The sequence below is a fragment of the Streptomyces otsuchiensis genome, from assembly GCF_004305975.1.
In the GTDB taxonomy this organism is placed as follows: Bacteria; Actinomycetota; Actinomycetes; order Streptomycetales; family Streptomycetaceae; genus Streptomyces; species Streptomyces otsuchiensis.
In genome coordinates this window covers 1-11,662 of the sequence record NZ_BHZI01000190.1, presented here as the reverse complement: position 1 = coordinate 11,662, position 11,662 = coordinate 1, and the positions used below count along the sequence as shown (strand labels likewise).

Sequence of the window (11,662 nt, the reverse complement as noted above, 5' to 3'; positions counted from 1 at the left end):
GTACACCTGGCCGATGTTCAGCGGCCACGTCGCCCCCGTGCGCGTCTCGAAATCCGACCGCAGCTGCGAGCCGTAACGAGGACCCCGCTCCAGAAGCGCCAGCAACCCGAATCTGATGGACATACCGCGTATCTATACCGAGTAGGAAGTAGCCCGTGCAACCCGCCTCCCACCTCCGGAACGGAGCCCTCCCCCACCTCGCGCCTGACATCCCCGCAGGTCAGGGGCGGCTCGACAGTGCGGGCCCGCGACATACGCAGTATGCCACCCGTTACATACTCGGTATCACCGCTGTCGCGCCCGGCCACCGGGGACGCACCCTCGCCCTCGTGCGCCCCGGGGCGCACGACTCCACCCCCCTGACCTGCGCGTGACCCATCAGCTCCCGCGCGGGGGATTCCCAGAATTGTTACCAGGCGGTAAAAACCGTGGGTAACACCCCCACGACCGACGGGAGTCCCCATGGCAGGAACACCACGCCGCCGCCGCGCCACCGCGCGCGCGGCCGTCGTCGCCCTCGCCGCCTTCGGGCTGCTCGGCACCTCCGCCCCGGCCGTGCTCGCCGACGGAACGGCCACCGCCGCACCGTCCGCCGGCACGGCCGCGCCGCTCTCCGCCGAACTGGAGGAGATCCGCGCCGCACAGGCCGTGGAACTCTACGGCGACGCCGCGCCGCGCCCCCTCGACGAACGCCAGGTCTCCCTCGCCTCCCTCGGCGACAGCCAGATCTCCGGCGAGGGCGCCGGCAACTACGAACCCCCCACCGACGGCCCCTCCAACTGGTGCCACCGCTCCCACGACGCCGCGATCCACCGCACCGGCATCCCGGCCGACATCACCTACAACTTCGCCTGCTCCGGCGCCTCCACCCAGAACGTCCGGATCGGCGGCACCCAGCAGTTCGCCGACGAACTGGTCCAGAGCGACAGCCTCGCCATCGCCGCCCGCAACACCCGCGTCGACACCGTCCTCCTCGTCGTCGGCGCCAATGACGACCTCCAGTTCGGCCCGGTCATCACCGACTGCATCACCGGCTGGTTCCTCTTCTGGCAGGGCCCCTGCCACCCCACCTACGCCGGCGGCTGGCAGGAGCGCGTCGACAACCTGCGGCCCAAGGTCGAGTCGACCGTCGCCGACCTGCACACCGTGATGACCGATGCCGGATACGCGCGCGAGGACTACCACCTCGTCGTCCTCGGCTACCCCGGCCCCATCGGCCCCGACCACCGCGACAACCCGCGCTTCCCGGGCAAGATCCCCGGCGGCTGCACCTTCTACGACAGCGACGGCGCCTGGGCCCGCGATGTCGCCGTGCCGGCGTTCCAGGAGAGCATGCGCACCGCCGCACGGAACTCCGACGCCACCTATCTCGACGGCTCCCGCCTCTTCCACGGCCACGAGGTCTGCTCCGACAACACCTGGGTGCGCGGACTGACCGTCGACATCACCAACCCGTTCCCGCCGGACGCCAACTCCGTCCGCCAGTCCTTCCACCCCAACGCACGCGGCCACGGCGCCTTCGCCGACTGCCTGACCGCGCTGCACGCCTCCGGCCTCACCGAGGCGAGCTGCGCCGACCCCGCGAGCACCGGCCAGGCCCAGCTCTTCCCCGGCGCCTGGGACGACCGCTTCGCACCGCGCACCAACGCCGCCACCGGCGAGTGCGCCGCGGCTCCCAGTGACGCGACCACCAACCGCACCAAGGTCGTCGGCGAGGCATGCGACGACGGACGCGGCCAGGGCTGGTTCCACGACGAGGACCGGGGGTCACTGCACATCGAACTGACCCACGACCGCTGCCTGGACGTGCCCTCCGGCTCCTTCAACGCCGGAGCCGCGCTCCAGCTGTACGACTGCAACGGCACCGCCAGCCAGCAGTTCGTCGCCGGCGCGGGCGACACGCTCTCCCCGGTGGCCGCGCCGGGCCTGTGCGTCGCCCAGCAGAGCAGCCGCGCGCAGCTGACGCTCCAGCCGTGCGACGGCTCGGACAGCCAGCGGTTCGTCTGAGGGGGCCGGTTCGGCTGAGGGGCCGAGGCGGGCTGACCGCCTGACGGCCCGGTGCCCCGGTGAGCGCGGCGTCGTGCTCACCGGGGCACCGGCACGCCGGAGCCGGTTCCGGACGTGCCGGTGCCCCGGCGGCCAGGAGGGCTCAGCCCCGGCGGCGGACCCGGAACAGCGCCGCGTAGAGCGTCAGCCCCGGGCCGAAGGCCATGGCGACGACGGGCGCGCCGTCCGCCGGGCGCGGGCCGTGCGAGAGCCGGTCCAGCACCAGCAGCACGGTCGGCGAGGAGCAGTTGCCGTACTCCGCCAGCACCGCGCGGGACGCGTCCAGCGCGTCCGGGGCGAGGTCCAGCTCGCCCTCGACAGTCTCCAGGATGCGCGGGCCGCCCGGGTGCACCGCCCAGCCGGCGACATCGGCCACGTCCAGGCCGTGGCGCGTCAGCAGCCGCTCCGTGACCGGGCGCACCTGGGTCGCCAGCACATCAGGCACCGCCGCCGACAGTCCCATCCGGAAGCCGTGGTCGGTCACCCGCCACGTCATCAGGTCGGCCGTCGTCGGATCTGTGTGGGCGACCAGGTCGACCAGCTCCAGACCGTCCCGCCCCCGGGAGACCTCCGGGCCGGCAGACGCGGCTGCCGTGGCTGCCATGGCTGCGGCTCCCGTCGCCGCGGCTCCCCTCACCGTGCCGGACCCGCCGGGGAGCAGCACCAGCGCCACCGCCGCGTCCCCGAACAGCGCGTGCGTCACCACCTGCTGCACCTCGTCCGTCGGCGGCTGCAGATGCAGCGACGGCAGCTCCAGGCAGAGCAGTACCGCCGGACGCCCGCGCGCCGTCACGAAGTCGGCCGCCGAACCGAGCGCCGGGAGCGCCGCGTAACAGCCCATGTGACCGACCAGCAGCCGCTGCGTACCCGGCTCCAGCCCCAGCGAACCGGCGAGCCGGATGTCCAGGCCCGGGGTGTCGTAGCCGGTGCACGACGCCACCGTCAGCTGGCCGACGTCCCGCGCCGCCAGCCCGGCGTCGGCGAGGGCCGCCACGACCGCCCGGTGGCCGAGCCCCGGCGCCTCCCGCGCGTAGCGGCGCATCCGCTCGGCGGTGGACCAGTCGTGCGGGCTCTCCATCGCGAGATCGACGACCGTGTGCCGCTGCCGTACCCCGGCCCCGGCGAAGATCCGCCGAGCCAGCGGCGAACCGCCGAAGTGGTCGTCGAACCGGTCCTCCCACAGCCGCTGCTGGTCCACCGCGTCGGGGACGGCGATCCCGAGCCCGGTCACGACGGCCGCTCCCGGCCGCGCGGCCTGCGGCAGCCAGGCGGCGGGCTGTTCGGTGCCCGGCTGTTCCGTGCCCGGCTGCTCGGTGCCCGGCTGTTCCGTGCCCGGCTGCTCGGCCTGCGGCGCCTCGGACCGTGTCGCCTCGGACCGTGGTGCCTCGGCCTGCGACGGTCCGGCCACCGGCCTCGGCGCGGCGGTCACCACCGGCTCGCCCCGGGGGCGTTCTCGGGGTCGCCGCCCAGGGCCGCCACCCCGAGCCAGTCGGCGCAGACGTCGGAGGTCGCGGGCTGCAGGGCGCCGCAGCGCGCGTCCCGGTAGATGCGTTCCAGCGGGTGCCCACGACGCATGGCCGAGGTCCCGGCCGCCTCCAGCGCGGAGGCGGCGACCTCGGCAGCCGTGTCACCGGCGAGCAGCTTGGCCCGCCAGATCCACCGGTTGGTCTCCGGCTCGCCCGGGTGCTCGCCGACCCGCCGCGCCGCCTCCGTCACCGCCAGCCCCGCGGCGGCCGTCGCGGCGTCCGCCCGGCCCAGCCGCGCCCGGACCGCGGGCAGCGCCTGGAGTCCCCGGGCGGTGAGGTGCGCGGACGCCGCCGCCAGCGCGGCACGCGCCACCCCGACGTAGACGGCGGCGTACGAGGCCACCAGCCACTGCGGCATCACCTGCGCCATCGGCACCGCCAGGCCGTCGACACCGCCGAGCAGGGCGTCGGCGGGCAGCGACACGTCCAGGTGGAGGTCGTGGCTGCCGGTGGCGCGCATCCCCAGCGAGTCCCAGGTCGGCTCGACCCGCAGCCCCTCGCCGGCCGGGACCAGGAAGTACGAGACCCGTCCGGTGCCGTCGCCGCCCTCGTCCCCGGCAGCCTCCGGTTCCGTCTGCTCCTTGGCGGCGACCAGGTAGGCGTCGGCGTGTCCGGCGCCGGAGACGAAGGTCTTGGCACCGGTCAGGTGGAAGCCGTCGCCCTCCCGGCGGTACCGGGTGGTGATCCGGGAGAGCCGCGAGCCGGCACCGCGTTCGCTCATCGCCACCGCGTACAGGGCGCCGTCGGCGGCACCGGCCAGCACCCGGTCCCGGGCGGTGAACACATAGTCGGGAGCGCCCAGTTCACGGATCAGCTCGTCCGGGGTGTGCGCCAGCGCCCCGGTGACCGAGGCATGCATGTTGAACACCAGCGCGGTCGCCCCGGCGCCCGCCGCCAGTTCCGCGGCCACCGCGGCGTACTCCGCGAAGCCGGCGCCGCTGCCGCCGAGCCGGCGCGGGACCAGCAGCCCCAGCAGCCCCGCCGCCCGCAGCTCCTCGAAGTCCGCGACCGGGAAGGCACCCGCCGCGTCGTACTCCCCGGCCCGCTCCGCGAAGCGGGGTGCCAGCTCGCGCGCCCGCTCCAGCGCCTCGGCGGGCGTCGGCGCGTCCGTGCCCGAACCGGTGCCGGCCGTCGTGGGCGGCTCATCCGTGATCTGATCAGTCGTCGTCATCGCTCACACCTCCTCTGCGACGGTCACGGCGTCGCGCACCGGACGCCGCGCGCCCTCGGAAAGCCGGCCGCGCCCCTGGAACAGCACCGCCGTACTGGCCACCGGCACCATCGGCACCGAATCCCGCCGCCCGGCGATCCAGGCCGCCACGCCCGGCAGCGACGGACGGATGCCGCGCACCTGCAACCGGACCCCGTGCCGCGCGCACTCCCGTGCCAACTCCGCCCGGTTGACGAGAAGTTCCGGATCGTGCACCCCGCGCGGCGCCATCCGCGGCACCCGCTCGGCGACTCCGATGGCCAGCGCCCGGCAGAGCGCCGTGTCCGCCAGGGTGTCCAGCACCAGCAGCCCTCCCGGGCGGAGCAGCCGGCACGCCTCCGCCACCGCCCGTGGCAGATCCTCCACGTGCTCCAGGATCTCGCCCGCCGCCACCACGTCCGCGCACCCGTCACGCAGCGGCACCGCCAGCACATCGCCGCGCACCGCCAGCACCCCGTGCGCCGCCGCGTGGCGCAACGCCGACGGCGACCGGTCGACGCCCAGATGGTGGTACCCCTTGCCGCGCAGATGAGGCGCCATCAGCCCGCCGCCGCAGCCCAGGTCCACCAGGACCGCGCCGGGCCGGGAGGCCGGTGGCACCAGCTCCGCACGGGCCGCCGCCAGCCAGTGCAGCATCGCGAACCGGCCGCGTGGCCGCCACCATTCGTCTGCCAGCCGTTCGTACAGAACGGGGTCGTTCGGGGCGATCGGCGGACCGGCGTGCTCCCTGAGGAAGACCATGCGGACAGGCTGGCACACTTGCCGCCTATGCGACAGAAAGCCGACGCCGTGTCCACCTCCGCGTGGTGGCGCGCCACCCACCCGCTGCCGGTCCTCGCCGTCACCGCCGTCACGGCGGCACTGGCGATCGGCTGGGGACACGACGTCGCCGGAACGCTGCTGGTCACAGCGGCTGTCTTCGCCGGACAGCTCTCCGTCGGCTGGCTCAACGACCTGATGGACGCCGGACGTGACGCCCAGTCGGGCCGCGAGGACAAGCCCCTCGCCACCGGCGCGCTCGATCCGGCGGCGGTCCGGGTCGCGGTCGGGGTATCGGCCGGGGCGGCCGTCGCCCTGACCCTGCTCACCGGCTGGCCGGCCGCCGCCGCGCACCTGCTCGCGCTCGTCTCTGCCTGGGCGTACGACCTCGGCCTCAAGTCGCGTGTCTGGTCGGTCGGTTGCTACGCCGTGTCGTTCGGGCTGCTGCCCGCGTTCGTGGTGCTCGCACTGCCGGGCGCGCCCGCCCCACCGGCATGGCTGGTGGCGGGCGGGGCGCTGCTCGGCTGCGCGGCGCACTTCCTCAACGTGCTGCCCGACCTCGCCGACGACGCCGCCACCGGGGTACGCGGCCTGCCGCAACGTCTGGGCGCCGCGCGCAGCCGGGCCACCGCCGCGGCGCTGATGCTCGGCGCCTGCTGCTTCCTGGCGCTCGGACCGGCGGACGGCAGTGGGCCGGGCACGGCGGCGCTGGTCGCGCTGCCCCTCGCCGCCGGCGCCCTCGGTGTGGGGCTGGCGCGCGCACGCCGCCCGGGATCGCGGGCGGCGTTCAACGCGCTGCTGCTGGTGGCGGTGATGAACGTGGCGCTGCTCGTCAGCAGCGGCGTACCGGCCGGCTGAGATCCGGGCGGCCCAGGGCCCCGGACTCGGCGCGGGACCCGGACGGCGCGGGAGCTGAGGGTGCGGAAGCGCGCGCTCAGATGACGCCCTGCGCGAGCATCGCGTCGCCCACCAGCTCGAAACCGGCGATGTTGGCCCCGGCCACGTAGTCACCGGGGCGGCCGTAACGGTCTGCCGTCTCGTAACAGGTGTCGTGGATGTGCCGCATGATCTCCGAGAGCCGGTCCTCGGTCGTCTCGAACGACCAGGTGACGCGGGACGCGTTCTGCTGCATCTCCAGCGCGCTCGTCGCCACCCCACCGGCGTTCGCCGCCTTGCCCGGGGCGAAGAGCACCCCGGCCTCGCGCAGCGCCCGGACCGCCTCGGGGGTGGTCGGCATGTTGGCACCCTCCGCGACGACCCGGACCCCGTTGCCGATCAGCGTGCGGGCGGCGTCCTCGTCCAGCTCGTTCTGGGTGGCCGAGGGCAGCGCGACATCGCACGGGATGTCCCACACCCGGCCGTCCGCGCGGTACGTGGCGGCGGAGCCACGCCGCTCGGCGTAGACGTCGAGACGCTCACGGTCGACCAGCTTGACCTGCTTGAGCAGATCGAGGTCCAGGCCCTTCTCGTCCAGCACACAACCGCCGGAGTCCGAGCAGGCGACGACCGTGGCGCCCAGCTGCTCCGCCTTCTCGGCGGCGTGGATCGCGACGTTCCCGGAACCGGAGACCACGACCCGCATCCCGTCCAGCTCCTCGCCACGGGTACGCAGCATCTCGGCGGTGAACGCCACCAGCCCGTAGCCGGTGGCCTCGGGGCGGGCGTGCGAGCCGCCCCAGCCGATGCCCTTGCCGGTCAGCACGCCCGCCTCGTAGCGGTTGGTGATCCGGCGGTACTGCCCGAAGAGATAGCCGATCTCCCGCGCGCCGACACCGGTGTCACCGGCGGGGACATCGGTGTGCTCGCCGAGGTGGCGGTACAGCTCGGTCATGAACGACTGGCAGAACCGCATCACCTCGTCGTCCGAACGGCCCTTGGGATCGAAGTCGCTGCCACCCTTGCCACCACCGATCGGCATCCCGGTCAGCGCGTTCTTGAAGGTCTGCTCGAAACCGAGGAACTTCACGATGTCGAGGTTGACGGACGGGTGGAACCGCAGGCCGCCCTTGTACGGGCCCAGCGCGCTGTTGAACTCGACGCGGAAACCACGGTTCACATGGACGTGCCCGTCGTCGTCCGTCCACGGCACCCGGAACATCAGCTGACGCTCCGGCTCGACCAGCCGTTCCACCAGCGACGCCTGGCACAGCTCCGGACGGCGCTCCAGCACCACCGGCAGCGACTCCAGCACCTCGCGCACCGCCTGGTGGAACTCCCGCTCCCCCGCGTTGCGGCGCAGAACGTGGCCGTAGATCTCCTCAAGCACAGCTGACTCCCGACCTCGTACGACGTGACCCCTGGGCGGTGGCGCCCGCCGCGTCCCCGGCGGGTCGCGCGCCCCGTTGCGCCGCTACCCGACCGCCACCACCCGCACACTCTCCACGGCCTGTGCCACCAGCCACAACCCCGCGCCCTCAACACGCGGCGGCGGTGGCCGGCCGGGCTCGTCCCCAGCGGGCCACCGCCATCCCCGTCACTTCCCGACGGGCACCGGCACCGCGCTGCGCAGCCGCGCACAACGCGGACACCGCAACAGCCGGCCGGGACCGATCCGGTCCCGGCTCAGGTGCTGCATCGGAAACTCGCGCGTACTGAACTGGTGCCCCTCGGCACAGCGGACGACCGTGGTCTGCAAAGCGCCCTACTCCCTGAACATCGACGACGACCCCGCCACCGTAGGGGATCCCACCGACCACGCCGGGCACGCCGCTCCGCCCGCGCCACACCTCCGCCGCACGGGGGCGACACCGCTGCGTCCGGGGCCGCGCATGGGGTAAAGTACGTCGGGCGAGCACCCCAGGGCGCTCCGCGCGGGCGTAGTTTAATGGTAGAACATGAGCTTCCCAAGCTCAGAGCGCGAGTTCGATTCTCGTCGCCCGCTCCACTCCAAACCCCCAGGCCAGCGGCCTGGGGGTCGTTTGTTGTCCCCTCACCGATCCATATGGGCGGGCATCAGCCAAGCTCCCGTGCCATCGCTGTCGGGTGACTTGCGCGCCATTCGTTCGAGCAGTTCGACTCCGAGGGCACAGCGACTGGGCGGGGCGCTGCGGTGAAGCGCTCGCATCGCCGCTTGGCAGGCTCGCCTGTTCGACAGTTCGTCTGACCGGCGACCACCGCAGCGCCCCAGAAGAGAGCCGATGCCGATCTCGGCGGGACGGCGCGGGGAGAGCGATGGCGTTGACCGAGCCCCATCCTCTCACGCACATTCGATGTCTTGTAGTCGAATGCTGCGATATCGTTTAGGCATCGCCTGCAACGAGGAGGAAGCATGTCGAGGACCGTCATCGACCTGGACGACCAGGCAACCGAGGAACTGATGCGCCTGTACGGAGCGAAGACCAAGGCTGAGGCCGTTCGGCGGGCCATCGACGAGACGATCAAGCTGCACAAGCGGCTCGCGCTCATGGATGCCATCGATAGCGGCGAAATCGATCTGACCTATGACGCCCGGGCGGCGTGAGCGTGCGCTACCTGCTCGACAAGTCCGCCCTGGCACGCCGCGGCAAGCCAGGGGTCCGGCCCCTGCTTGACCCACTCGTCCAACGCGGCCTCGTCGCCGTCACCGGAGTGGTCGAGGTCGAGGTGCTGTACTCCGCTCGGAACGCCAGGGAAGCAGACCTCATCCGCGAGTTGCTGCGCGGCTTCGACTACCTGCCGTGTCCCGACGAAGTGTGGGATCGCGCGCTGGACATCCAGGTGCAGGCCATCCGCAAGGGCAACCACCGCGCCCTGTCCACCGCGGACCTCCTGATCGCTGCGACCGCCGAGCGGCATGGCGTGAGCATCCTGCACTACGACGAGGACTACGAACAGATCGCCGCCATCACCGGCCAGCCCCACCAGTGGGTAGCCGAACCCGGCACCGCCGACTGAGCAGCTGCGCCGCACCGCTGCCCCCTCCCAGGGTGGGTCCTGGTGAGCCGCCGAGGCGGGAAGCCTGCGGGCGGTCGGGCGGCGGGCGTTCCGGTCAGCGTTCCCAGCATGCGCGGATGACGCCGTCGGCGTCGGGGACGACGGCCTGCCGGTCATCGAGGTCCCGCTCGATCAGGGCGAGAGTGAAGTCGGCATCCCGGACCTCTTCGAGTGTGTCGGTGCCGAAGGGGTACTCGCGGTACTCCAGTTCCCCAGGCTCCAGCGGTGTCCGGAACGCGGTGAAGGATTCCTCAAGCATGTCCTCGGAGAAACCGAGATCGGGCTGGAACACGAACCGCACCAACGACCGCGGGCGCACCTCGTGGCGTACCGCGGCCACATCCGCGGGGGCCGCGACCCGCCACCACCGGTACCCGCGCACCCCGTGCGCCCACTGCTCACACACCAGAGTCGTCGGCTGGAGGCCGTCACAGATCGCCTGCCAGAAGTCATCATCGGCCGGGTCCTCCACCAGCTCGGCGTCGTCCTCCTCCGGCCCGTCCAGCACGGCCCCCTGCCGGACGACCAGAACTTCCGGATCCGGCTGAGGCCCACGCCTCATCGCGTCCGCCACGGCAGAAGGCACAATGAAATGGACCGCGCCGTCCCAGCCAGGTTTGATCTCGAGCTGTCCACGCAGTCGCAGCTCAACTGTTGGCCCACGATCGGCTGCCATAGCGGCAACGACATCCACGGCCTCAGCGGGGTTCAGGACGACTCCGGCCCGCAGTGACGCACGCTCCGCAGGCAATGGTCGATTGACAACCAATCCGACCACCTCCAACCCGACAGATGAGGCCCCCCCGAAGGGTCGGACTGTGCCCGCTCCATCAGATTCACGACGTATACGCGAAGCGCCGCCTCGTATTCCTGCGCCCCCGGGCCGTCGGAATTGCCACCGGCGACGTCTTCCCGGGCAGGGCTGATGACGATTTCAACCGGATCAGCCAGCTGTGTTGTCACCTCTTGAGCCACTTCAGACCCTCTACCATCCCGTCGGCCGATATGTCCAGTCCGTAAGATCCATCGCGCCCCGATGACTTGGTGGTCTGGAAAGCACCTTTTTCATTCGATCCCTTGAACACCGGCTGTGGATGGCGCCCTGTCCGATCCCAGGTGATGTATTTCGGATTACCCTTCTTGTTGTGCCAGATCGGCGCCTTCAGCACGGAGATCTGCTTCGTCTTCGTGTACCCGAGGAACTTGGCTACGTCGTCAGACTGGTGCCGAGTAACCGAGTTCAGGTTGGCGTGGGACATCAGCCCCAGTGGGTCGCACCAGGTCAGCGGATTATGCGCGTAGGAGTAAGGGTTGGGTGAGGGGGAGATTCCCAGCGGGTCGAGCGTTGTGTACCGGCCGCATTCGGGGTCGTACTGGCGATGGTAGTTGTAGTTCCAGCCGGTCTCGGAGTCCGCGTACTGGCCGGGAAAACGCAGCGGGCTGGGCCCGACCCCGCTGTTGGCGCCGGCTCCGCCCCAGACGGTCGCCGAGTCCTGTCGGACCGTCTCTGATGTCGAGGTCGGGTACCGAGCCCCGGGTCATCCTGTGCATGCTTCGCGTATGTCCTCAACGACTCGCATCACCTTCACGCTGCCCAGCGACCAGGTCGCGGAGCTGCGCAAGCTCACGGACAACATCTCCGGCTACGTGGCGGAAGCCGTGGCCCGCCAGATCCGGCACCAACTTCTGGGAGACGACCAGGGCACCCGTCGTGACTGCGAGCGCGGCTGACCGGCTCACCTCCGGCCGGGCGGGGCCCGGCCGGAGGTGAGCCGGTCAGTCGCAGAGGGCGGCGACGACGAGGCTGTCGAAGGCGAGTCGTCCGAACTGCCAGGCGGCGACGCGTAGTACGGCCTCCTCTCCGGCGTCCTGGGTGGGGAGCCGGACCGCGGAGATGTGGCAGGGAGCGGACTGGGCGAGGGGGAGGTGGAACGCGCTGCGTATCTCGACGGTGAGGACGCGGTACGGGGCGCAGGCTGCCTGGGCGGCCTGACGGGCGGCCTCCAGGAGGACCATGCCGGGTACGTCGCCGGTGGCGTGGTCGAAGAGCACCGGGTGGCCGGGGTCGACGCGCAGGGACCAGGCGAGGTCGCGGCGGCCGGCGGCGGAGCCCGGGAGGCCGAGGACGACATCGCGTTCGTCGAGCCGGCCCACGATGGCGGGCGGGACGGGTTCGGACAGGGGCGGGTGTCCGGGATCGGTATCGAGG

The 11,662-nt window shown here is 72.2% G+C and carries 13 protein-coding genes, 1 tRNA gene and 1 pseudogene; 6 read left to right on the top strand and 9 right to left on the bottom strand.

All coding sequences use genetic code 11. From position 1 onward, the window contains the following. A partial coding sequence (locus tag E0D90_RS17900; RefSeq protein ID WP_174856217.1) for a helix-turn-helix domain-containing protein occupies positions 1–123 on the bottom strand: 123 nt, incomplete at its 3' end. Between the two features lie 339 nt (positions 124–462). On the opposite strand from E0D90_RS17900, the gene E0D90_RS17895 reads away from it, so the two are divergent. Further along, positions 463–2,007, top strand: a complete 1,545-nt coding sequence (locus E0D90_RS17895; RefSeq protein ID WP_130799235.1) for a ricin-type beta-trefoil lectin domain protein — start codon at positions 463–465, stop codon at positions 2,005–2,007. Positions 2,008–2,149: 142 nt separating this feature from the next. Here E0D90_RS17895 and E0D90_RS17890 read toward each other — a convergent pair whose 3' ends face one another. The 3 genes from E0D90_RS17890 to E0D90_RS17880 are packed head-to-tail and all read right to left on the bottom strand — an operon-like array spanning position 2,150 to position 5,523. Continuing rightward, complete coding sequence (locus tag E0D90_RS17890; RefSeq protein ID WP_227870295.1) at positions 2,150–3,475, bottom strand: type III polyketide synthase; 1,326 nt, start codon at positions 3,473–3,475, stop codon at positions 2,150–2,152. Further along, positions 3,472–4,743, bottom strand: coding sequence for an acyl-CoA dehydrogenase family protein (locus tag E0D90_RS17885; protein ID WP_130799234.1), 1,272 nt, complete (start codon positions 4,741–4,743; stop codon positions 3,472–3,474). The genes E0D90_RS17890 and E0D90_RS17885 overlap by 4 nt, the downstream gene beginning before the upstream one ends. Positions 4,744–4,746: 3 nt before the next feature. Continuing rightward, positions 4,747–5,523: a methyltransferase domain-containing protein gene (locus E0D90_RS17880; protein ID WP_103500321.1), complete on the bottom strand. Its 777-nt coding sequence runs from the start codon at positions 5,521–5,523 to the stop codon at positions 4,747–4,749. A 27-nt stretch (positions 5,524–5,550) separates the two neighbouring features. On the opposite strand from E0D90_RS17880, the gene E0D90_RS17875 reads away from it, so the two are divergent. After that, positions 5,551–6,399, top strand: coding sequence for a UbiA family prenyltransferase (locus E0D90_RS17875; protein ID WP_130799233.1), 849 nt, complete (start codon positions 5,551–5,553; stop codon positions 6,397–6,399). 76 nt (positions 6,400–6,475) lie between these two features. Here E0D90_RS17875 and gdhA read toward each other — a convergent pair whose 3' ends face one another. Further along, positions 6,476–7,807 carry an NADP-specific glutamate dehydrogenase gene (gene gdhA / locus E0D90_RS17870; RefSeq protein ID WP_130799232.1) on the bottom strand — a complete coding sequence of 444 codons (1,332 nt, stop codon included), beginning with the start codon at positions 7,805–7,807 and terminating at the stop codon, positions 6,476–6,478. A 544-nt stretch (positions 7,808–8,351) separates the two neighbouring features. Here gdhA and E0D90_RS17865 point away from each other — a divergent pair. The 3 genes from E0D90_RS17865 to E0D90_RS17855 all read left to right on the top strand — a co-directional run bounded on the left by E0D90_RS17865 (position 8,352) and on the right by E0D90_RS17855 (position 9,414). Beyond that, positions 8,352–8,425: transfer RNA gene (locus E0D90_RS17865), tRNA-Gly, on the top strand. A gap of 384 nt (positions 8,426–8,809) precedes the next feature. Next, on the top strand, positions 8,810–9,001 hold the full coding sequence (locus E0D90_RS17860) for a type II toxin-antitoxin system VapB family antitoxin (protein ID WP_130799231.1): 192 nt from the start codon (positions 8,810–8,812) through the stop codon (positions 8,999–9,001). Then, on the top strand, positions 8,998–9,414 hold the full coding sequence (locus E0D90_RS17855) for a PIN domain nuclease (RefSeq protein WP_130799230.1): 417 nt from the start codon (positions 8,998–9,000) through the stop codon (positions 9,412–9,414). The genes E0D90_RS17860 and E0D90_RS17855 overlap by 4 nt, the downstream gene beginning before the upstream one ends. Before the next feature lie 94 nt (positions 9,415–9,508). Here E0D90_RS17855 and E0D90_RS17850 read toward each other — a convergent pair whose 3' ends face one another. From E0D90_RS17850 to E0D90_RS17840, 3 genes and pseudogenes are all read right to left on the bottom strand, one after another. Beyond that, positions 9,509–9,961 (bottom strand): hypothetical protein, encoded by a 453-nt coding sequence (locus tag E0D90_RS17850; protein WP_194116911.1) that lies wholly within the window; start codon positions 9,959–9,961, stop codon positions 9,509–9,511. 451 nt (positions 9,962–10,412) lie between these two features. After that, entirely contained in the window at positions 10,413–10,712 is a 300-nt protein-coding gene (locus E0D90_RS17845; RefSeq protein WP_130799228.1) for a toxin C-terminal domain-containing protein, read from the bottom strand. Positions 10,713–10,724: 12 nt separating this feature from the next. Then, a pseudogene (locus tag E0D90_RS17840) lies at positions 10,725–10,922 on the bottom strand (RHS repeat-associated core domain-containing protein); the annotation flags it as partial. A 91-nt stretch (positions 10,923–11,013) separates the two neighbouring features. On the opposite strand from E0D90_RS17840, the gene E0D90_RS26645 reads away from it, so the two are divergent. Beyond that, positions 11,014–11,184 carry a type II toxin-antitoxin system CcdA family antitoxin gene (locus E0D90_RS26645; RefSeq protein WP_157996884.1) on the top strand — a complete coding sequence of 57 codons (171 nt, stop codon included), beginning with the start codon at positions 11,014–11,016 and terminating at the stop codon, positions 11,182–11,184. Positions 11,185–11,229: 45 nt separating this feature from the next. Here the strand turns inward: E0D90_RS26645 and E0D90_RS17835 are convergent. Further along, positions 11,230–11,662: AfsA-related hotdog domain-containing protein (locus E0D90_RS17835; protein WP_265415961.1), on the bottom strand; the 433-nt coding region annotated here is incomplete at its 5' end.